This is a genomic window from Roseococcus sp. YIM B11640 (assembly GCF_049727625.1).
Taxonomy (GTDB): domain Bacteria; phylum Pseudomonadota; class Alphaproteobacteria; order Acetobacterales; family Acetobacteraceae; genus Roseococcus.
Genome location: NZ_JBBJOZ010000001.1, coordinates 177,427 through 197,620, shown reverse-complemented (window position 1 = coordinate 197,620; position 20,194 = coordinate 177,427). Strand labels below are relative to the sequence as shown.

Here is a 20,194-nt window from a genome sequence, read left to right as displayed (position 1 = left end):
CCCCAGGAATCACAGGGTTTGCGTGATTGGCACGCAACTTGAAAGGCGGCTGACTGACCATCGGTTTGCGATGGCTCGAAATTGGGAGAGAGGCAGGCGGATGAAGCTCGTGATGGCGGTCATCAAGCCCTTCAAGCTGGACGAGGTGCGCGATGCGCTCACCCCGCTCGGCGTTCAGGGGCTGACGGTGACGGAAGTGAAGGGATTCGGTCGCCAGAAAGGCCAGACCGAAATCTACCGGGGGGCCGAGTACCAGGTCAGCTTCCTGCCGAAGCTCAAGATCGAGGTCGCCGTCGCGTCCGAACTCGTAGACGCGGTCGTCGAGGCCATCGCCGCTTCAGCCCGGACCGGCAAGATCGGCGACGGCAAGATCTTCGTTCTCGACCTGGACCGCGCGCTGCGCATCCGGACGGGCGAAACCGACGGGGCCGCGCTGTGAAGCATCCCTGCCCTCAACGAAATGAGCGCGCGCCGTCGCGCATGATCCTCGGGAGAATTTGCAACATGAAATCCTGGACGCGCGGCGCCCTTTCGGCCGCCCCGCTGCTGGCCCTGTCGATGCCGGCCTTCGCGCAGGACGCGAAGGTGGACACGGGTGACACCGCCTGGATGCTCGTCTCCACGGCGCTCGTGCTGATGATGACGATTCCCGGCCTCGCGCTCTTCTACGGCGGCATGGTCCGTAAGAAGAACCTGCTTTCCACCCTCGCGCAGTCCTTCGCCATCACGGCGCTGGTCTCGGTGGCCTGGATCGTCGTGGGCTACAGCCTCGCCTTCGGTGAGGGTGGCGCCTATATCGGCGACTTCTCCCGCCTGATGCTCAGCGGCATCGCCGACAGCTGGGACAAGCCGTTCAGCCTGGGCTCGGGCGACGGCGCGGTGGCGTTCACGATCCCTGAGAGCGTCTTCGTCGTCTTCCAGATGACCTTCGCCATCATCACGGCGGCGCTGATCACCGGCGCGCTCGCGGATCGCATCAAGTTCTCCGGCCTGCTGGTCTTCACGCTGCTGTGGACGCTGCTGGTCTACTCGCCGATCGCCCACTGGGTCTGGCATCCGAATGGCTGGATCTTCGCCCTCGGCGCGCTGGACTTCGCGGGCGGCACGGTCGTGCACATCAACGCCGGTGTCGCGGGCCTCGTCGGCGCGCTGATCCTGGGCAAGCGCACGGGCTACGGCACCGAGAACATGTCCCCGTACAACCTGGCCTTCGCCGTCATCGGCGCCTCGCTGCTGTGGGTCGGCTGGTTCGGCTTCAACGCGGGCTCGGCCGGTGCAGCCGGCGGCCGTGCGGGCATGGCTTTCCTCGTCACCAACACGGCGGCGGCCGCCGCGGCCCTGACCTGGATGATCGCGGAATGGGCCACCAAGGGTAAGCCCTCCGTCCTCGGCGTCATCTCCGGTGCCGTGGCCGGCCTCGTCGCCATCACGCCGGCCGCCGGCTTCGTGCTGCCGGGCTCGTCCATCATCATCGGTGTGGTCGCGGGTCTGGCCGGCTTCTGGGGCGCCACCGCGCTCAAGCATTGGCTCGGTTACGACGACAGCCTGGACGCCTTCGGCGTGCACGGGATCTGCGGCATCGTCGGCGCGCTGCTGACCGGCATCCTCGCCTATGGCCCGCTCTCGGCCACGACGGCGGCGCCGGAAGGCATCTCGGGCTCGACGGACCAGCTGCTGATCCAGATCTATGCGGTGGTCGCGGTCTTCGTCTTCACCGCGGTGGCCTCGGCCATCCTGCTGAAGATCGTGGACGGCATCGTCGGCCTGCGCGTCAGCGAGGAAGAGGAACGCGAGGGTCTCGACGTCACGCAGCATGGCGAGCGTCTCGGCTGAACCTTGCCTGTCGGGAATGAATCGGGCGCCGGGGACACCTCCGGCGCCCTTTTCGTTGTGCTTGACCGGGCACGGGCGGGGAGACTTCACTGATCCCTATGGCGAGCATGGCGGTCGTTCCCAGGGGCGACGAGGATACGTTATGGGCCGTGGTGGCGACCGTTGGGCGCGCCAACCGCGTCGCCGAGATTTTTCGCAGCCGGACTGCCGCCCTGGAAGACCGGGCATGGCGGGCGCAACAGGTGCGGGCCTATGAGGACTTCCTCGTGCGGTCCAAGCAGCCGGTCCCGCATTACTCAGTGACCCCGATCAGGCGCTCGGACCTGCCTCGGAAGTGGACCCCTCTGCCGGCATTGGGATTCCTGCGAGGGAAATTCATCTGATCCGAAGGAGTGGCCGCTCCGACCACCCCCTGGATCACTCGCTTAGGCGCCGAAGCCGCCGTCGATCGTGTGCATGGCCCCGGTGACGAAGCTGGCCTCCGGTCCCGCGAGCCAGGCCACCATTCCCGCCACGTCCTCGGGCCGCCCGTGACGCTTCAGAGCCATGACGGCGTGCTGGATGTCCTTCATCGGCCCATCCGCCGGGTTCAGGTCCGTGTCGATCGGGCCGGGCTGCACGACATTCACCGTGATGCCGCGCGGGCCGAAGTCCCGCGCGAGGCCGCGGGCCATGCCCTGCAGAGCCGACTTGCTCATCGCGTAGGCTGAGAGTCCCGGAAAGGGAATCCGGTCCCCGTTCACGGAGCCAATCACGATGATCCGCCCGCCATCCGGCATGCGTCGCGCCGCCTCAACCGCTGCGTGGTAAGGGGCATTCACGTTGATCCGGATCAGCCGGTCCACCGCGTCAGGGTCCTGCTCCAGCGGGTCGCCGAAGGCGCCTACTCCCGCATTCACCACGAGGATGTCCAGCGGCCCGCTGTCGCGCACCCGCGCGATCACCGCATCCCGATCGGCGCTGTCCGTCACGACGGCCGTGCTGCCCGTCTCGGCCGCCAGCCGCTCCGCGGCCTCGTGGGATCCGGCATAGGTGAAGGTGACGGCGGCACCGTCGGCGGCGAAGCGACGGACAATCGCCGCGCCGATCCCACGGCTTCCGCCAAGCACGAGAATGGATTTGCCCTGAAAGCTGGTCATGACCGCTCCTTGAGATTTAATTTAGTGGTGCCTACATAAATTCGCGCAGGGCACCGTCAAGGAGTTTTGTAGGATTGACTACAAATATATCCCGGCCCCGTGGCCGGCCGAGAGGCTTCGACCCGGATCAGGCCATGGCTGTTGCCCAGGGCCTCTTTCACGCGCGTGGTTATGATGCGGTGAGCGTCGCCCACATCACGGAAGCGCTGGGCATCAACCCGCCGAGCTTCTACGCCGCCTTCGGCAGCAAGGCGGCTCTCTACACGCGCGTCCTGGCCCACTATTCAGCGACGGAGGGCGTGCCGCTCGCGGAAATCCTTCGCCCAGGGCGCCCCGTAGCTGAAGCCCTTTCCGCCGTGCTGGAGGATGCGGCCCGCCGATACGGCGCCAACACGGCCGCCGCCGGCTGCCTCGCGATCGAGGGGACCCGCTGCAACGATCCTGACGCTCGCAATGCCGCCCGCGCGCTCACCTCGGCGGGCGTGGCCGCCATCCGTGAATTCGTCGCCGCCACGCATCCAGAGTCCGCGGGGCGGCTGGCCGACTATGTCGGGACGATGATGAGCGGCCTCTCCGCCATGGCCCGCGAGGGTCACGGCATCGAACGCCTCGTGGAAACGGCCAGGCTCGGCGCCCTGGCGGTCGAGCGGGAGCTTTGCGCCTCAGTGATCCGGACCGCATAGCTCCCGTCCGGCGCCAACGTCAGGCGTCGATCATCGGCGCGAAACCGCCATGGACCTGGCGCCTCCCGTCATGCACCAGCGGCGCCGCATGCATGCGTGGATCCTGCATGATCTTGTCCCAGCCCGCATCCCGCACGGCCCGCGAGGGCCATTCGATCCAGGAATAGACGACCGCCTCATCCGGCTCGGCCTTCACTGCGCCCTTGAAGTCCGTGACCTTGCCGTCCGGCACGTCATCGGCCCAGGCGGCCACCACGCGGGTGGCTCCATGCTCGCGGAAGATGGCGGAGAACTCCTCCGCCTGGGCCAGATAGGCCTCACGGCTCGCGGCCCGCACTGGGAGGAGCGAGCCGTCCACATAGCCCATGGCGCCCGTCTCGCCCTGGTCGATCACCGATGCGAAGCCGCCGAAGATCATACGCTTACCGTCGAAGGGGAGATTGACGCTCATCGCCTTCGCCCGCGGATCCTCCATCATGCGCCGGGTCGCGGCGTCCCGCGCGGCGCGGTCAGGGTATTCGAACCAGGCGAAGACGATCGACTCGTCCTCCTTCGCCTTCACCGCTCCCTTGAAGTCCGTGAGCTTACCGTCCGGCACGTCGTCGCCCCAGGCCTCGACCACGCGGCTGACGCCGAATTCCTTGAAGAGCGGTGCCGCCTCGGCCGCATGGCGGCGATAGGCTTCCTTGTTGGCGCCGGGCACCGCCACGACGAATCCTTCGACATAGGCCATGAGAAACTCCCTGAATGCGCTGATTTCGATTTCGTATCAGTCTTGACGTCATGAGTTGATATCAACATAATTGGGCCATGTCAAAATCCCATGCGGCAGCATCGTCAGTTTCCTTCCAGGATACGCTGCATGTGCGTGACCATTGCCTCTGCCTCGCCGTCCAGGCCGCCGCCCGCAGCCTTGCGCGCCGCTTCGACGAGGCGCTGCGCCCGGTGGGGCTCACCAATGGGCAATTCTCGCTGCTGATGTCGCTCAACCGCCCCGAGCCTGCCTCGATGGCCTCCGTCGCTTCGCTTCTCGCGATGGACCGCACGACGCTCACCGCCAACCTCAAGCCATTGGAACGGCGCGGCCTGCTCGAAACTCGCGTGGATGCGCATGACCGCCGCGCCCGACGGCTCGTCCTCACCCCCGCCGGGAGTGCGGCATTGGCCGCCGCGCTGCCCATCTGGCGGGCGACCCATGCCGAGGTCGATCACCTGTTGGAGCAAACGGGCGCGACGGACCTCCGCGCGGGCCTTCGCGCTGTCGCCTGAGCGGCGGAAAAATTTCGCGGCGCCATGTCACGACCCGATGGACCAACTCGTCTTGTGGGCATCCCGACCAACGGAGACCCGAAGATGACTACCCCGCGACTGACCAATGCCCACGGCTACGCACCGGAATCCATCAAGGCCATGATGGCGCTCGAGGCCAGCTTCCGGAAATCGTCCCTGGAGCACAATTTGATGGAGCTGGTGCGGATGCGCGCCTCGCAGATCAACGGCTGCGCCTTCTGCCTCAACATGCACGCCACCGATCTGCGCCGGCACGGCGAGACGGAGATGCGCATCTACATGCTCAACGCCTGGCGCGAATCCACGCTGTACTCCGCGCGCGAGCGCGCCGCGCTCGGCTGGACCGAGGCGCTGACCCGCCTCGCCGAGACAGGGGCGCCGGACGCCGATTACGAGGCCCTGAAGGCCGAGTTCACCGAGGCCGAGCAGGTGCAGCTGACGCTGCTGATCGGTTCGATCAACACCTGGAACCGGCTTCAGGTCGGCTTCCGCGCCGCGCATCCCGTGGACGAAACCCGTGACGCCGCCTGACCAGGCGACGCAGATCTTCGAGGCGCAGCGCCCCCGGCTGCGGCGCCTCGCCTACCGCATGCTCGGCTCCCTCGCGGAAGCCGAGGATGTGGTGCAGGAGGCCTGGCTGCGCTGGAGCGGGGCCGGGCACGACAAGGTCCAGTCCCCCGGCGCCTTCCTTTCCCGCACCGTCACGCGTCTCTGCCTGGATGCCATAAAATCCGCGCGCTCGCGCCGCGAGACCTATGTCGGAAGCTGGTTGCCCGAGCCCATGCTCACCACGGAACCGGAAGAGCAGGCGGACGACCTGACGCTGACCCTCATGCTGGCCCTGGAACGCCTCTCGCCGCTGGAGCGCGCCGCCTTCCTGCTGCACGACGTCTTCGCCGTCCCGCTGGAAGAAGTGGCGACGACCTTGGACCGCGATGCGCCGGCCGTGCGGCAACTTGCCGTACGCGCGCGACGGCACGTGCAGGAGGCTCGGCCGCGCTATCCGGTCGCGCCAGAGGAAGGCGACCGCATCGCCCGCGCCTTCTTCGCGGCGACGCGCAGCGGCGACACGGCGGCGCTGCAGTCGCTCCTCGCCGAGAATGTGGTGCTGCAGTCGGATGGCGGAGGAAAGGTGCTCGCCTTCCTGAATCCCATCGAGGGCATGGCCCGCGTCCTGCGGCTTTTCGACCGCCTGCACCGCAAGCCGAAGGCCGAGCCCGCCGAATTCCTGCGCCCGCTTATCGTCGACGGCCTTCCGGGCTTCGCCAGCCGCGAACGCGGGGGTGTGCTGCAGACCACCGCCCTGGAGATCGAGGGCGGGCGCATCACGCGCATCTACATCACGCGCAACCCGGACAAGCTTCACCGGATCGCGCAGATGCTGGATGGCCCTAGTACATATGCTGCCCGCCATTGATGGATAGCGTGGAGCCCGTGACGAAGTCCGCGTCGTCCGCCGTCAGGAAGAGCACGCCGCGCGCAATATCCTGCGCCGTGCCGAGGCGACCGCGCGGGATGCGCGCGATGATCTTCTCCAGAACCTCGGCCGGCACGGCGCGCACCATCTCCGTATCCACATAGCCGGGCGCGATCGCATTCACGGTGATCTGGGCGCGCGCGCCTTCCTGCGCCAGCGCCTTGGTGAAGCCATGGATGCCGGATTTGGCGGCCGCGTAGTTCACCTGGCCATACTGCCCGGCCTGCCCGTTGATCGAGCCGATGTTCACGATGCGCCCGAACTTGCGCGCGCTCATCCCATCCCAGACCGCCTTGCAGAGGTTGTAGCAGGACCCGAGGTTGGTATCGATCACCTCATCCCACATCTTCCGATCGAGCCGCTTCATCACGGCGTCCCGGGTGATGCCGGCGTTGTTCACCAGGATCTCGATGGCGCCGTGCTCGGCCTCGATCTTCGCGACGGCCGCGACGCATTGCTCGAAGTCGGAAACGTCGAACTTCATGCAGGGAATGCCCGTGCGTGCCGTAAACTCGGCGGCCGCCGCGTCATTGCCGGCATAGTTCGCCACGACCTTGCGGCCTGCCGTTTGCAGCGCCTCGCTGATCGCCGCACCGATGCCGCGCTGACCACCCGTCACCAATGCCACCCGCGCCATGTGGGGAACCCTCCCTGAAACCTCGTTGACCATGGGAAGTCTGCGCGAAGGGCACATCCCTTCGCCATCGAAATCTCAAGCTGGATATTGGGTTTGTCAGCCGCAGCGCGTGTGCAGCGCAGCAAAATGGAACGCCCGGTTCAGCCGCGCCGCAGCTGGAACAAGGCCTGTTCGCCGAAGATGTTCGCGAGCCTCGCCGAACGCCTCCATGGCGCCTTCAGCCCCTTCTCATCCACGGCCAGCCACTCCTCGATGACATAGCCTTCCATCGCCGCCAGTTCGAAGAAATCCAGGATGGTGCAGGGGTGGATATTGGGCGTCTCGTACCACGGCTTCGACCAGGTTTCGGTATCCGGCATCCGCCCGCCGAAGAGCAGCTTCAGTCGCATCTCCCAATGGCCGAAATTCGGGAAGCTCACGATCGCGTGCCGGCCGATGCGCAGCATCTGCCGCAAAACTTCTCGCGGCTTTTCGACGGCCTGCAAGGTGCGGCTCAGCACCACATAATCAAAGGCGCCATCCGGATAGAAAGCGAGGTCGTTGTCCGCATCGCCATGGATGACGGCGAGGCCCTGGGCCACGGCTTCCGTGGCCGCCTGCATGTCGATCTCGATGCCGCGCGCATCCACACCCTTGGTGGCAAGCTCCGCCATGAGCGCACCGTCGCCGCAACCAATATCGAGGACCCGCACATTCGGCGGGATCATCCCGGCAATGAGCCTGAGGTCCAGCCGCATGTTCTTCGCGACATACTGGACGGCGCCATTGGCCACGCGGCCGCGGGCGGATGCCGTGGGCGCCGGAACAGCTGTCTCCTCGGCAACCATGACGGCAGGTCCCGGCGCCTCGGCTTCGGTCAGGGAAAGCTCCGGCAGCCCGGGCTCATTCCTCAGCGCGTCGAGAGGGTCCGTCGTGCCGGCCCAACGCAGCACCAGCCGGCGCTGAAGATCCACCAGGACCAGGCACAACCCCGGCTTCAGCCGGGCAGCCTCTCGTTCGAAAATTCTCAGGATACGCTCAGCGCCTGAGAAATCGCGCCGCCGCGTGACGACGCGCCAGCCAGGCCCGTCTTCGGGTCGGCCCGAGAAACCGCGAAGCGTCAGGAGAATATGGCTCACGCCTGGTCAGGCCAGATATCGCGTTCCGCCCAGCCGAGCTCGGCGAAATCCTCCGCTCGCAGCGAGGCCTCGCCGACCGAGAAGAACTCGTCCAGCTGCGGCGGCTTGACGCTGGTTCCGGAAAGCATGGCGTGGACCTGTCCGCGATGATGAATGTCATGTTCGAAGAGATGCAGCAGCAGCCGGTCCGCGCGTTCGCGCTGAATGCGGGCACCTCGATGGACCTCGACGATGTGGCTGAGGTCGGCCAGCGATTCGCACCAGGCGATCAGCCGATTGTCCACCGCCGCCTGCTCCCGCTGCAGATCGGCGACGGTGGCGCAGGGCAGGCGGTTCGCGAAGGCGGCGGGGCCGAGCGTGCCGCCTTCCATGGCGTCCACATAGAACCAGTCGATGATCAGGATGTGGTTCAGCGTCGCCTTGATCGAGGGGAAGAAGCTCGTGCGCGTCGCCTCGAACTCTTCCTGCGAGAGCTTGCCGCAGGCCTTGAGGAGGCGATGGTTCGCCCAGGCATTGTTGCGCGCCTGGGCGGCGAAATAGAGCGTCGCGGGATAGGCCGTCATAGCTGCAGCGCCCTCGCTGCGCCCGCCAGGAAGCCGCCCAGCGCGCGATGGAACTCCGGCTCGTCCAGCAGGAAGGCGTCGTGGCCCTTATCCGTCGGGACTTCGATAAAGCTGACCGGCGCGGCCGCCGCGTTCAACGCACGGACGAGCGCGCGACTCTCGCTCGTGGGGAAAAGCCAATCGGAGGAAAAGCTCGCCACGAAGAAGCGGCTGGACGTCTTCGCGAAGGCACCAGCCAGGCTGCCATGCTCGTTCGAGAGGTCGAAATAGTCCATCGCGCGGGTGATGGTCAGATAGGAATTCGCGTCGAAGCGGCGCACGAAGGTGCTGCCCTGGTGGCGGAGATAGCTCTCCACCTGGAACACGTCCTCCAGGAAGGTCACGGCCGGGGCCCCCTGGAGTCGCCGCCCGAACTTGCGGGTCAAGGCAGCCTCCGACAGGTAGGTGATGTGCGCGACCATGCGCGCGACCGATAGCCCTTGGGCGGGGATGCGCCCGTCCTCCCAGTAGCGGCCGCCGCGCCAATCCGGGTCCGCGTGGATGGCGGCGCGGCCCACCTCGTGGAAGGCGATGTTCTGGGCCGAGTGGTGGCTGGCCGTGGCGATCGGGGCGGCCGCGAAGACGGCTTCCGGAAAAGTCGCGGCCCATTCCAGCACCTGCATGCCGCCCATCGAACCGCCGATCACGGCCAGCAGGCGCTCGATGCCCAGATGCTCCACGAGCTTCTTCTGGGCGCGGACCATGTCGCGGATGGTCACCGAGGGGAAATCGATGCCCCAGGGGCGGCCCTGCGGCAGGCCCGCGGCATCCGTCATTTCCTCGCGCGGGCCGGTGGAGCCCATGCAGCCGCCGAGGACGTTGGCGCAGATCACGAAGAAGCGCTCCGTATCGACCGCTTTGCCCGGCCCAACGATCGCCTCCCACCAGCCGGGGCGCCCGGTCAGGGGGTTGCGCTCGGCCACGTACTGGTCGCCCGTCAGGGCGTGGCAAACCAGAATGGCGTTGCTGCGGGCGGCATTGAGCGTCCCATAGGTCCGGTAGGCGACGGAAAGGGGCCGGATGGTGACGCCGCAATCCAGGACGAGCCCGTCCGGCAGGACCGCTTTCTGATGCTCCACCTCCGGAAAGGGCGCTTCTCGATCCATCGGGATGGAAAGTAGGGCCTGGCATGCCACCGGGCAACGCCATCCGCATGGCACCGGCGCGTGCCGGGTAACTTGGCGTGGATGACTGGCGCCGCTATGCCCTATCCCTAAATGTCCGAAGCCCCCACCGCCAGCGAAGCCCTGGACGCGATCCGCGCCGAGATCGACGCGATCGACGACGCGATGCAGGATCTCCTGATCCGCCGGGCGCAGATCGTCCACAGGCTCAGCCAGAGCGGCAGCAAGCCCGCGGGCACCGTGCTGCGCCCCGGCCGCGAGGCCATGATCCTACGGCGACTGCTCGCCCGCCACGAGGGGCCGCTTCCCCGTACCGCCCTGGTGCGTCTTTGGCGGGAGCTCTTCGCCAGCTCCATCGCTCAGCAGGCCAGCTTTTCCATCGCCCTGCCGCCGGACGCCACCCTGGCCCGCCAGGCGGCCGAGCATTTCGGCCCTGCCACGCCGCAGCGCCAGCATCCGTCGCAGCAGGCGGCCCTGGCCGCGCTCAGCGCACGGGAAGCCACCATCGCGGTCCTCCCCTGGCCCCGCGAAAGCGACGACACCGAGGAGGAATGGTGGGCCAATTTCGACCCCAGCCATCTGTCGGTGATCGCCCGCCTGCCCTTCTTCAGCGAGCGCGAGCCGGCGATGGAAGCGGCCGTCATCGGCCTCCAGCCGGCCGACCCGTCCGGCCATGACGCCACGCTCTCGCGCATCGAGCTGCCGGGCGAGGCCAGCCGCTCGGCGCTGGCCGCGGCCTCGGGCGGCGGGCGCCTCCTCGCGATCCGGCGCGAGCACGGCGTAACTCAGGCCCTCATCGAAACCAACGGCCCTGCCCCGGCCGGTGCCGTCATCCTCGGTAGCTACGCCATCCCCGAACGAGGCGCGAACCCATGAACGCCCTGCTGCCCCGCCCCTCCATCTTCTCGATCGAGCCCTATGTGGGCGGCGAATCGAAGATCCCGGGGGTGAACCGGATCATCAAGCTCTCGAGCAACGAGGGCGCCTTCGGCCCGCCACCGGCCGCACAGGAAGCCTACGCCGCCATGGCGAAGGAGCTGCACCGCTATCCCGACGGCAACGCCACCGCGCTGCGCACGGCGATCGGCGGCTATTTCGGCCTGGATCCCGCCCGCATCGTCTGCGGCAATGGCTCGGACGAGCTGCTGGCCTATCTCATCCTCGCCTATGGCGGCGAGGGCACCGAGCTCATCATGTCCGCCCATGGCTTCGTGATGTACGAGCTGACGGGCCACTACGCCGGCTGCCGCGTGCTCAAGGTGCCGGAGAAGAACCTGGTCGCCGATGTGGATGGCATCCTGGCAGCCGTCGGCCCCCGCACGCGCATCGTCTGCCTGGCGAACCCGAATAACCCTACCGGCGCCCTGCTGCCGAGCTCCGAGGTGCGGCGCCTGCGCGCCGGGCTGCGCGGTGACATCCTGCTGGTGCTCGATGCCGCCTATGCCGAGTACGTGACCGAGCCCGATTTCGACCCCGGTGAGAAGCTGGTGGACGAGTCCGGCAACACGGTCATGACGCGCACCTTCAGCAAGATCTTTGGCCTGGGCGGGATGCGCCTCGGCTGGGCCTACATGCCCCAGCAGGTCATCGACGTGATGAGCCGCATTCGCGGCCCCTTCAACGTCAACGCCGCCGCCCAGGCGGCCGGCATCGCGGCCCTGTCCGAGAAGGGCTGGGTGGCAAAATCCGTCGCGCACAACAACGAGTGGCGCGCCAAGCTGGTCGCGGCGCTCGAGGCCCTCGGCATCAAGGTCTGGCCGAGCCACGGCAATTTCATCCTCGCCGATTTCGGCACGGGTGAGCGCGCCAAGGCCGCCGATGCCTTCCTGCGCGCCCGCGGGCTGATCGTACGGGCGATGGGCGCTTACGGCCTCGGCCAGTGCCTGCGCATCACCATCGGCACGGGCGAGGAATGCACGCTGGTGGCGGAGGCGCTGGCCGCTTTCGCGAAGCAGGATGGCTGAGCCTCTTTTCGACCGCCTCTGCCTCATCGGCGCGGGCCTGATCGGCGGCTCCATCGCGCGCCGAGCGAAGGAGCGCGGCGACCTCGCGCGCGAGGTCGTGATCAGCGCACGCACCGGCAAGACCCTGGACCGGGTGCGGGAGCTCGGCTTCGCCGATCGCGTCGAAGAGAGTGCCGCCAAGGCTGTGGAAGGCGCGGACTGCGTCATCCTATGCGTTCCCGTGGGCGCCTATGCCGCGGTGATGGCGGAGATCGCACCGCATCTGAAACCCGGCGCGATCCTTTCCGACGTAGGCTCGACCAAGGGATCGGTGATCCGGGATCTGGAGCCGCTGCTGCCAGCGGGAGTCCATCTCGTGCCGGCGCATCCCATGGCCGGCACCGAGTTCTCGGGGCCCGATTCAGGCTTCGCCACGCTCTTCGAGAACCGCTACGTCATCCTCACGCCCGCGCCGGGAACCGATGCCGAAGCGACGGCGAAGGTGCGGGAGATGTGGGCGCGCTGCGGCTCCATGATCGAGTGCATGGATGCCACGACGCACGACAAGGTCGTGGCCATCGTGTCGCATCTGCCGCATCTGATTGCCTTCACGATCTGCGGCACGGCCGATGACCTCTCCGAGGAAACGCGCGAGAGCGTGTTGAAATTCGCCGCCTCAGGCTTCCGGGATTTCACGCGCATCGCGGGTAGCGATGTCGCCATGTGGCGCGACGTATTCCTGAACAACCGCGCCGCGGTGCTGGAGATGCTGGCCCGCTTCACCGAGGACGCGCAGGCCTTCGGGCGCGCCATCCGCTGGGGTGAGGAGGACTTCATCGTCGACCGCATCCAGCGCGGCCGGAAGATCCGCAAGGAACTGATCGAGCACAAGCAGGCCTGAGCCTGCTTGCTCGCAGGTCCTGGAATCAACCGACCTCTGCAGGAAATCTCGCCTGGCGCCGAAGCAGCACAGCCATGATGGCGAGCTGCACGAGGTTGAAGGCGATCCCCACCCACCACGCGGCCGCGTAGAAGCCCACGCGGTCGTAAATTGCGCCCGCCAGCCAGGCACCGAAGGCCATGCCGCTCAAGCTCGCCAGGAACATCAGCGGGACACGCCAGTTTGCCTCCAGGGCTGGGAAGAGGGAGCGGACGGCCATCACGTAGGCCGGCACGATCCCGCCGAAGCCCAGCCCATAGGCGGCGGAGACGAAGAACAGCCCAGCCTCGTCCTGGGTCGCCAGGAAGCCCAGCATGCCGCCCACCTGCGCCACACCGCCCAGGAAGACCGTCCAGAGCCCGCCGATCCGGTCCGAGAGCCATCCCCAGAACTGCCGCGCCACGAAAGCCGCTGCGAGCAGGACCGAAAGCATGGCGGCGCCGCGCGAGGCGCTGATCCCGAGATCCCCGCAGAAGGCGACCAGATGCGCCGCCGGCATCGCCATGGGCACGCAGCACAGGAACGAGCAAAGCGCGATCCAGCCCATGGCCGCATTGGGCGCCATTCCCAGCACCGGCCGGCCACGCAGGGCCTGGCCTCCCGATAGTCCGCTCAACGGTACGGGTGCCGGCCGGAGCACCAGCAAGGCGAGCGTCACGACCGAAATCGCCACCAGCAGGCCGTAGCCTATCATGGCACGTTGCCACCCGGCGCCCGCGATCGCTCGCTCGAAGACGAAGGGCCATAGAAAGCCTGCCACGTACTGGCCCGACGAGACGAGCGCCAGCGCCGTCCCCCGCCGCCGGTCGAACCACATGGAGACGTAGGCGAACATGGGCGGAAACAACGCCCCATTGCCCAATAGCCCCACACCCAGCCCAATTCCCGCCAGCAACGACCAGGACTGCCCCATGGAAGCCAGCGCGAGTCCGAGGAAGATGGATGTTCCGCCCAGCACCGCCACGGCACGCTGTCCGATCCGCGCCGCCAGGAGGCCGCAGAAGACGCCACCGAGCCCGCTGCCCAGATAGGCGAGGGAAGACGCCAACGCGGGCACGGAGCGCCCCGTGCCCAGGCTCTCGGCAATGGGCACCAGCCCGATCACGACGAGCATGGGGCCTCCCGCGGCCAGTGCCAGCATGGCCGTCGCCGTACAGGCAATGATCCAGGAGCTGCGCGTCTCGATGCTGGGCGCGGCAGCGGCGATTGACATGGGTTTCCTCTCCGTCGCCCAGTCTCGGGGCGGCAGGGGAAAGCGGCAAGTGGGCTAGGCGTTCTCGGCCAGGAAGGCCGCGACGGCGGCCATGCCATCCAGATACGGGACGCCGATGTCCGGCGCGATACCGACCACTCGGCATCCCGCGGCAAGGCCGGCCGCAGCGCCCGTCGCGCTATCCTCCACGACCAGGCACTGGGCGGGCGCGACCCCGCAGGCCTGTGCGGCGGCCAGATAAAGATCGGGTGCGGGCTTGGGACGCGCCACATCCTCGAAACTGAAGACGCGCCCCTCGAAATACTTGCCGAAGCCCAGCGCGCCGAGTTTCACTGCAAGCTCCCCGCGCGAGGAGTTGGAGCACAAAGCCATGGGCCTCCCCGTCGCTCGTGCGGCTTCCAGCGCCGCCTCGGCACCCGGAATGGGCTGGAGGCCGACGGAGAGCTCACGCTCGATCTCGAGCGCCAGGGCGCGCGACCAGCCGGACGGTAGCCGGCCTACTCGCGCCTCGATCCGAGGCTCCATGTCGGGCAATGCCATGCCGAGGAAGGTGCGCCGGGCCTCTTCCATATCCATGGGCCAGCCCAACGCCGTCACCTCGCGCGCCACGACCGAATTGGCCAAGGCCTCGCTATCGGCAAGCACACCGTCGCAATCGAAGAGAATCGCTCCGATCATGCGGCCTTCGCATTCACGACATGGGCATGCGTATGGGGGCAATCGGTGAGCTGGCGTGGACATTGCCGTCCGCCCGCGAAACTGCACAGCGACCGCGCGGAACCCTGGACGCGCCGCACGAGATCGGCGAGCGCGTCGATGAACCGGCTGTCGGAATTCTGGGCGGGAACACGGAAATACCCTGGAATTCCGTGCTTCTCGCCGAGCTGCCGATACTCGACATCCAACTCGACCAGCGTTTCCGAATGATCTGAGACGAAGGCGATCGGACAGATCAGCACGGCGACGCCTTCCCGCGCGGCGCGTTCGATTTCGGTATCGGTCGAAGGACCGATCCAGACCTGTGGCGTGACGCGTGACTGGTAGCAGACCTGGTACTCCAGGTCCGGGAGGCCGAGCGCCGAGAAGACCGCCTCGGCGCTGCGCTCCACCTGCCACTGATAGGGATCGCCGGCCTTCACGATGTCCTCGGGCAAACCATGGGCCGAGAAGAGCAGGCGCAACTTCGTGCCTTCGGGTAGCGAAGCGCGCGCCTTGTCGTACTCCACCCGCAAGAGGCGCGCCGTCGCATCGGCGAAAGACGCATCGGAATGAAAGCAGCAGAGCGTCGAGGTCGGCCACACCACGCCTGCCGCCCGGCATGCCGCATCCCAATCCGTGATGGAACTGCCCGTCGTGGTCGTCGAATACTGGGGGTAGAGGGGGATGAGCAGGACCTCGTCCGGTCCCCATTCCTTCACCTCGCGCACCACCTCGGCAGCGAAGGGGTGCCAGTACCGCATGGCGACGAAAGAACGGAACTCGAGGCCTGGCTCATTCGCCAGCGCTGCCTCCAGGGCCGCGGATTGCTGCCGCGTCAACTCCAACAGCGGCGACCTGCCACCGAGGATCTGGTAATTCTCCAGGGCCGGCTTCGTCCGGCGCCAGGCGATGAAGCGACCCAGCAAAGGCCGGAGCCATCCCGGCACTCGCAGGATCGCCGGATCCGTAAAGAGGTTCGTGAGAAAGGGCCGCACCGCGGAAGGCGCGTCAGGCCCCCCGAGGTTGAACAAGACGACCGCGACGCGCCGCTTCATCTGCATGCCTCCGGAAATGCCGGCTTATGCACGAACTTCAAGCGGCGCGGACCTGCGCCAACAGCGCGGCGACATGCTCCGGCGGCGTGGGTTGTTCCACGCCATGGCCCAGGTTGAAAATGAAGGCCCTCCCCCGCACAGCCTCGAGGATGCAAGCGGCCTCGCGGCGGAGGGCCTCGCCACCCGCCAGCAAAGCCTCGGGATCCAGATTGCCCTGCAGCGCCACGTGAGGCGGAACATGCCGGGCGGCCCAGGCCGGATCCATGGACGTATCCATTCCCACCGCCTGCACACCTGTTCTGGCCGCGTATTCACTGAGCATGGGACCCGCAAGGCGCGGAAAGCCGATGACGGGCAGGCCGGGATAGGCGGCGGCTATGGCGGCCCTCAGGCGCTTCGTGGGCTCGATCACCCATTGGCGGAAGGCGGAAGGCGGCAGTTGCCCCGCCCAGCTGTCGAAGATCATCAGCGCTTCCGCGCCGGCTTCGGCCTGGGCCAGGAGATAGGCGAGCGTTGCCGCCTCAAGCTTCGCCATCAGCGCGGCGAAGAACACCGGATCGCCATGCATCATGCGGCGGGCCTGGCGGAACTCCCCGCCTCCCTTGCCCTCGATCATGTAGCAGGCAACCGTCCATAGGCCGCCCGAAAAGCCGATCAACGCCGTTTCCGGCCGTTCCGCAGCCAAGCCCGCTCGAACGCGGCGCACCGTTTCCATAATAGGGGCGGCACGTACGGCGACGCCGGCGACATCCAGCGCATCGAGGCCAGCCTGATCGCGAATGGGCGGCAGTCGTGGGCCCTCGCCCTCGGCGAAGGTCAGCCCCTGACCCATTGCCCACGGAACGATCAGGATGTCGGAAAACAGGATAGCCGCGTCCACGCCATAGCGGCGCACGGGCTGCAGAGTGACCTCGGCCGCCAGTTCAGGGTTCAGGCACAGGTCCATGAAGCTGCCCGCCTGCTGCCTCGTTCGCCGGTATTCCGGCAGGTGGCGGCCGGCCTGGCGCATGAGCCACGCGGGAGGGGGCCAGGCGCTCTGGCCTGAGAGCACGCGAAGAATGGGTTGTGCCGTCATGCCCAGGACAAAACCAGAGAAAGGAAGAAAGAAGAAGGGTGGCAGTGGTGGTGGGGCCTGTGACTCCTGGGGAAGCAATCCTTCCACAGTCTATCCACAGCTTCGTCCAGGGGATTGACGTGCGCCGAATCACGAAGCTCCGCGCCGCCGTGTCGAAACGGTCCCGGCTGTCCCCAACCGGCTGGAAAAATGATCCCCGGCGGAACAAGATGCGCCATCCATCCCCGGAGCCTCGTCGACGGATTGCTGCGGGGTGATTCCATCCCCACAATCCCCAAACGACAGCCGCCCCATACACAGGTTTTCCACGGTGCCGCGCAGCATCAACCTCCATCTGGTCTCCGACAGCACCGGCGAGACGCTCAACAGCATGTCGCGCGCCGTGCTCTCGCGCTTCGACAATCCCGGCGTGGTTCAGCACCGCTGGTTCCTGGTCCGTTCCCGCATGAATCTCGACCGCGTGATCGAGGGGATCGAAGCCGAGCCGGGACCGGTCATCTTCACCCTGGTGGACAGCAGCCTGCGGCACACGCTGGAGGAGACCTGCGGGCGGCTCGGGGTCCCCTGCCTCTCGGCATTGGACGGCGTCATGAACCTGCTGCAGGCCGAGATCGGCGCCCGCGCCGCCGAGCGCCGGGCGGCCCAGCATGTGCTGGATGCCGATTATTTCCGCCGCATCGATGCGATGCATTACGTTCTGAGCCATGATGACGGCCAGGGCACGGCAGGCATCGCCAATGCCGATGTCGTACTCGTCGGCGTTTCGCGAAGCAGCAAGACGCCGACCTGCTTCTATCTGGCCAACCGGGGGGTGAAGGCGGCGAATGTGCCGATCGTCCCCGGGGCCGCCCTGCCGCCGGAGCTGGAGAACCCGCCCTGCCCCGTGGTCGGCCTGACCATCGACCCGGCGTCGCTGCTCGATATCCGCCGGCATCGTCTCAAGATCATCGGTGCCGACGGGATGCGGATGGGCGAGAGCGAGTATGTCGATCCTGATTCCGTGAAGAAGGAAATCCTCGCGGCGCGGCGTCTCTGCGCCGCGCGCGGCTGGCCCGTCATCGACGTCACGCGCCGCTCCATTGAGGAGACAGCGGCGACGGTACTGCAACAGATGGAGCTCTGGCACGCCCGACAGGGCGTGCACCGGAACGCGGATCCCGAGGATCCGGCGGCCGCTATCCTGGGACGCGGCGCGCCGTGAAGCTGATCCTGGCATCGCAGAGCCTGGCCCGGCGCGCATTGCTGGAAGCGGCAGGCCTTGCCTTCGAGGCAATGGTATCGGCGGTGGATGAGGCCGCGATCAAGGAAAGCGCCCAGTCGGAAGGCGTTTCGCCGGCGGATGCCGCGGTATTGCTGGCCGACGCCAAGGCTGCCCGCATTGCCCGGCGTGAGCGCGATGCGGTCGTGATCGGGGCCGACCAGTTACTGGTTTGCGAAGGCCAATGGTTCGACAAACCCGTGGATGTCGAAGCTGCTCGTGCCCATCTGGAGCGCCTGCGGAATCGTTCGCACGAACTGGTCACGGCGGTGGTGGTGTGGCGCGAGGGCCAGCGAGCTTGGCATCACGTCTCCACGCCACGGATTTCGATGCGCGATTTCTCCGATGCGTTTCTGGATTACTACCTTGCCCGCGAGGGCGCGCACGTCACATCAAGCGTCGGCGCCTACCGCCTGGAAGGACCGGGCATCCAGCTGATGCGGGATATCCGTGGCGACCATAGCGCCATACTGGGCCTGCCGATGCTGCCGCTCCTGGCCTATCTGCGCGAAAGTGGGGTTTTGCCGCGCTGATCGCGCTGGCATGATCGGTCGGCGCGGGCGTGCCGGAACGGTAGACGGAAGCGACTTAAAATCGCTCGGCCTTTGGCCATGCGGGTTCGAGCCCCGCCGCCCGCAGGTTCATCAAAAAAAGGGCGCGGCGCTTCAGGCGCCACGCCCCTTTCAACGCCGAAGCGTCACGATTAGCGCGTCGTGGTGCCGAGTGCCCGGCCGGCGGCCGTCCCACGCGGATTGGCCGGTGTGCCATCCGACTGCGAGGGATACGCGCCGGAGGTGTTGGTCCCGGCAGCCCGGTCGAGCGCACGCTCAGCCGCCGTGCCCGGCGGGTTACCCGGCATGCCGTCCGACTGGCGCGGGTACGCGCCCGACGTATTGGTGCCGGCAGCCCGGTCGATCGCACGCTCGGCCGCCGTGCCCGGCGGGTTGCCCGGGCGACCGTCATTGGGGTCGGCGCAGGCCACGACGCCAAGAGTCAGGAGGCCAGCGGCAAGAAGACGTGCGTACATGGAATATCCTTCCATCCGGAATGGTGCTGCGCCATTGTTGAGGCGTGTCGAGGCAACGCCGATAGCGACGCACGGTTGCAACGAATGGAAGTTTGAAAGAGAGACCGGCGAGAAGCCATGAACCGCACTCTTCTCTGGCTCGTGCTCGTGTTGCTGCTGATGATTTTCGGCCTCTATTTCATCGACGCGATCTGACGGACAAACGATAACCTCGCTTCGTGAGTACCGCGTCCAGTTCCGCGCCTAGCAGGATCAGGTAGACGCTCAGGTAGAGCCAGGTGAGAAGCGCGATCGCCGCGCCCAGGGGGCCATAAGTCGAATCATACGCAGCGAAGTGGCTGACGTAGAGCGAGAAGGCGGCGGAGGCGATCAGCCACAGGACGGTTGCCGTAATCGTCCCGACGGAGAAGATCCGGTAATTATCCGGACGCCGGGCGGGGCCGTATCGGTACAGCGCCGCAATCGCCAGCGTCACCGTGCAGATCAACACCCCGAAGGAAGCCGTTTGCAATAGCAGAGCGGTACGAAAGGGGAAGTTCAAGGCATTGAGAAAGGTCGGAAGAGCGACGAGGAAAGCCAGCCCGATGATGACCGCGAGGATGGCGCCGATCGTGATCAGGATCGCGGTCAAATAGAAGACGATGACATTGCGCTGCTCCGCCTGATCCTGGGCGATGTTCAACGCGTTCAACAAGGCGCGCACGCCGGAGGAGGAAGACCAAAGTGCGATGACGGCGCTGATGATGACGCCCCATCCCAAGGCTTCGCGCGGTGCCGCCACGAGCTCGTGAACGCGATCTCCGATGAGCTTGAAGCTTTCTTCGGGCAGTAGACGTTCCAGAACCTCCAGCTGCGGCTCCACGGTCGCGAGATTGAACCACATGCCGTAGAGCGTGAGCGAGAGTGAGATGGCCGGGAACAGGGCCAGCATCGCGTAGAAGGCACAGCCGGCGGCGACCAGCGAAATCTGGTCGGACGTCGCCGCCACCCAAAGCTGGTACCAGAACTGGTCCTTCAACCCCTTGGGCTTCGATCGCTCGGCCTGACCTGGGGCCTCGTCGCTCAGGAGATGCTCCTTCGG

At 66.9% G+C, this 20,194-nt stretch carries 24 protein-coding genes and 1 tRNA gene; 13 read left to right on the top strand and 12 right to left on the bottom strand.

The window, feature by feature from the left end:
• Positions 1 to 100 precede the first annotated feature (100 nt).
• The 3 genes from WJM96_RS00965 to WJM96_RS00955 all read left to right on the top strand — a co-directional run bounded on the left by WJM96_RS00965 (position 101) and on the right by WJM96_RS00955 (position 2,216).
• Positions 101 to 439 carry a P-II family nitrogen regulator gene (locus WJM96_RS00965; protein ID WP_424810543.1) on the top strand — a complete coding sequence of 113 codons (339 nt, stop codon included), beginning with the start codon at positions 101 to 103 and terminating at the stop codon, positions 437 to 439.
• A gap of 65 nt (positions 440 to 504) precedes the next feature.
• Entirely contained in the window at positions 505 to 1,833 is a 1,329-nt protein-coding gene (locus WJM96_RS00960) for an ammonium transporter (protein WP_424810542.1), read from the top strand.
• 98 nt (positions 1,834 to 1,931) lie between these two features.
• Complete coding sequence (locus WJM96_RS00955) at positions 1,932 to 2,216, top strand: hypothetical protein (RefSeq protein ID WP_424810541.1); 285 nt, start codon at positions 1,932 to 1,934, stop codon at positions 2,214 to 2,216.
• A gap of 42 nt (positions 2,217 to 2,258) precedes the next feature.
• Here the strand turns inward: WJM96_RS00955 and bdcA are convergent, their stop codons facing one another.
• Positions 2,259 to 2,972 carry an SDR family oxidoreductase gene (gene bdcA / locus WJM96_RS00950; RefSeq protein ID WP_424810540.1) on the bottom strand — a complete coding sequence of 238 codons (714 nt, stop codon included), beginning with the start codon at positions 2,970 to 2,972 and terminating at the stop codon, positions 2,259 to 2,261.
• A 134-nt stretch (positions 2,973 to 3,106) separates the two neighbouring features.
• On the opposite strand from bdcA, the gene WJM96_RS00945 reads away from it, so the two are divergent.
• A complete protein-coding gene (locus WJM96_RS00945) occupies positions 3,107 to 3,655 on the top strand; it encodes a TetR/AcrR family transcriptional regulator (protein WP_424810539.1) in 549 nt (182 codons plus the stop codon).
• A gap of 19 nt (positions 3,656 to 3,674) precedes the next feature.
• Here the strand turns inward: WJM96_RS00945 and WJM96_RS00940 are convergent, their stop codons facing one another.
• Positions 3,675 to 4,388: a DUF1428 domain-containing protein gene (locus tag WJM96_RS00940; RefSeq protein ID WP_424810538.1), complete on the bottom strand. Its 714-nt coding sequence runs from the start codon at positions 4,386 to 4,388 to the stop codon at positions 3,675 to 3,677.
• Between the two features lie 77 nt (positions 4,389 to 4,465).
• Between WJM96_RS00940 and WJM96_RS00935 the strand changes: the two genes are divergently transcribed.
• The 3 genes from WJM96_RS00935 to WJM96_RS00925 all read left to right on the top strand — a co-directional run bounded on the left by WJM96_RS00935 (position 4,466) and on the right by WJM96_RS00925 (position 6,362).
• The gene (locus tag WJM96_RS00935; protein ID WP_424810537.1) at positions 4,466 to 4,924 is read left to right on the top strand and encodes a MarR family winged helix-turn-helix transcriptional regulator; all 459 of its coding nucleotides are present in this window, start codon (positions 4,466 to 4,468) and stop codon (positions 4,922 to 4,924) included.
• An 84-nt stretch (positions 4,925 to 5,008) separates the two neighbouring features.
• On the top strand, positions 5,009 to 5,476 hold the full coding sequence (locus WJM96_RS00930; protein ID WP_424810536.1) for a carboxymuconolactone decarboxylase family protein: 468 nt from the start codon (positions 5,009 to 5,011) through the stop codon (positions 5,474 to 5,476).
• Positions 5,463 to 6,362, top strand: a complete 900-nt coding sequence (locus WJM96_RS00925) for a sigma-70 family RNA polymerase sigma factor (protein ID WP_424810535.1) — start codon at positions 5,463 to 5,465, stop codon at positions 6,360 to 6,362. The genes WJM96_RS00930 and WJM96_RS00925 overlap by 14 nt, the downstream gene beginning before the upstream one ends.
• On the opposite strand, the gene phbB is transcribed toward WJM96_RS00925, so the two are convergent.
• The 4 genes from phbB to metX form a co-directional block, all read right to left on the bottom strand.
• Positions 6,337 to 7,059: an acetoacetyl-CoA reductase gene (gene phbB, locus WJM96_RS00920; protein ID WP_424810534.1), complete on the bottom strand. Its 723-nt coding sequence runs from the start codon at positions 7,057 to 7,059 to the stop codon at positions 6,337 to 6,339. The two genes, WJM96_RS00925 and phbB, sit on opposite strands and share 26 nt — an antisense overlap.
• A 140-nt stretch (positions 7,060 to 7,199) precedes the next feature.
• Positions 7,200 to 7,796 (bottom strand): methionine biosynthesis protein MetW, encoded by a 597-nt coding sequence (metW, locus tag WJM96_RS00915; RefSeq protein ID WP_424811804.1) that lies wholly within the window; start codon positions 7,794 to 7,796, stop codon positions 7,200 to 7,202.
• Between the two features lie 377 nt (positions 7,797 to 8,173).
• The gene (locus WJM96_RS00910) at positions 8,174 to 8,740 is read right to left on the bottom strand and encodes a DinB family protein (RefSeq protein ID WP_424810533.1); all 567 of its coding nucleotides are present in this window, start codon (positions 8,738 to 8,740) and stop codon (positions 8,174 to 8,176) included.
• Positions 8,737 to 9,885, bottom strand: a complete 1,149-nt coding sequence (metX, locus tag WJM96_RS00905) for a homoserine O-acetyltransferase MetX (RefSeq protein WP_424810532.1) — start codon at positions 9,883 to 9,885, stop codon at positions 8,737 to 8,739. The genes WJM96_RS00910 and metX overlap by 4 nt, the downstream gene beginning before the upstream one ends.
• 111 nt (positions 9,886 to 9,996) lie before the next feature.
• On the opposite strand from metX, the gene WJM96_RS00900 reads away from it, so the two are divergent.
• From WJM96_RS00900 to WJM96_RS00890, 3 genes are read left to right on the top strand one after another with little or no spacing between them, the layout of a single operon-like run.
• Complete coding sequence (locus WJM96_RS00900) at positions 9,997 to 10,779, top strand: chorismate mutase (RefSeq protein ID WP_424810531.1); 783 nt, start codon at positions 9,997 to 9,999, stop codon at positions 10,777 to 10,779.
• Complete coding sequence (gene hisC / locus WJM96_RS00895; RefSeq protein ID WP_424810530.1) at positions 10,776 to 11,867, top strand: histidinol-phosphate transaminase; 1,092 nt, start codon at positions 10,776 to 10,778, stop codon at positions 11,865 to 11,867. Before WJM96_RS00900 ends, hisC begins: the two co-directional genes overlap by 4 nt.
• Positions 11,860 to 12,747, top strand: a complete 888-nt coding sequence (locus WJM96_RS00890; protein ID WP_424810529.1) for a prephenate/arogenate dehydrogenase family protein — start codon at positions 11,860 to 11,862, stop codon at positions 12,745 to 12,747. Before hisC ends, WJM96_RS00890 begins: the two co-directional genes overlap by 8 nt.
• Positions 12,748 to 12,772: 25 nt before the next feature.
• On the opposite strand, the gene WJM96_RS00885 is transcribed toward WJM96_RS00890, so the two are convergent.
• Genes WJM96_RS00885 through hemE form a run of 4 tightly spaced genes read right to left on the bottom strand, consistent with a single transcriptional unit; the run spans position 12,773 to position 16,834 of the window.
• Entirely contained in the window at positions 12,773 to 13,999 is a 1,227-nt protein-coding gene (locus WJM96_RS00885) for an MFS transporter (protein WP_424810528.1), read from the bottom strand.
• 54 nt (positions 14,000 to 14,053) lie between these two features.
• Positions 14,054 to 14,677: an HAD-IA family hydrolase gene (locus WJM96_RS00880; RefSeq protein ID WP_424810527.1), complete on the bottom strand. Its 624-nt coding sequence runs from the start codon at positions 14,675 to 14,677 to the stop codon at positions 14,054 to 14,056.
• Positions 14,674 to 15,759 (bottom strand): ferrochelatase, encoded by a 1,086-nt coding sequence (gene hemH, locus WJM96_RS00875; protein WP_424810526.1) that lies wholly within the window; start codon positions 15,757 to 15,759, stop codon positions 14,674 to 14,676. Before hemH ends, WJM96_RS00880 begins: the two co-directional genes overlap by 4 nt.
• 31 nt (positions 15,760 to 15,790) lie before the next feature.
• A complete protein-coding gene (hemE, locus tag WJM96_RS00870) occupies positions 15,791 to 16,834 on the bottom strand; it encodes a uroporphyrinogen decarboxylase (protein WP_424811803.1) in 1,044 nt (347 codons plus the stop codon).
• Positions 16,835 to 17,138: 304 nt separating this feature from the next.
• Here hemE and WJM96_RS00865 point away from each other — a divergent pair, with 304 nt between their 5' ends.
• The 3 genes from WJM96_RS00865 to WJM96_RS00855 all read left to right on the top strand — a co-directional run bounded on the left by WJM96_RS00865 (position 17,139) and on the right by WJM96_RS00855 (position 18,724).
• The gene (locus WJM96_RS00865; protein WP_424810525.1) at positions 17,139 to 18,029 is read left to right on the top strand and encodes a pyruvate, water dikinase regulatory protein; all 891 of its coding nucleotides are present in this window, start codon (positions 17,139 to 17,141) and stop codon (positions 18,027 to 18,029) included.
• Complete coding sequence (locus tag WJM96_RS00860; RefSeq protein ID WP_424810524.1) at positions 18,026 to 18,619, top strand: Maf family protein; 594 nt, start codon at positions 18,026 to 18,028, stop codon at positions 18,617 to 18,619. Before WJM96_RS00865 ends, WJM96_RS00860 begins: the two co-directional genes overlap by 4 nt.
• 23 nt (positions 18,620 to 18,642) lie before the next feature.
• A tRNA-Leu gene (locus WJM96_RS00855) sits at positions 18,643 to 18,724 on the top strand.
• A gap of 65 nt (positions 18,725 to 18,789) precedes the next feature.
• Here WJM96_RS00855 and WJM96_RS00850 read toward each other — a convergent pair.
• Together WJM96_RS00850 and WJM96_RS00845 are read right to left on the bottom strand one after the other, a co-directional pair.
• Complete coding sequence (locus WJM96_RS00850; protein WP_424810523.1) at positions 18,790 to 19,113, bottom strand: hypothetical protein; 324 nt, start codon at positions 19,111 to 19,113, stop codon at positions 18,790 to 18,792.
• Positions 19,114 to 19,291: 178 nt separating this feature from the next.
• Entirely contained in the window at positions 19,292 to 20,131 is an 840-nt protein-coding gene (locus WJM96_RS00845; RefSeq protein ID WP_424810522.1) for a YihY/virulence factor BrkB family protein, read from the bottom strand.
• Positions 20,132 to 20,194: the final 63 nt, after the last annotated feature.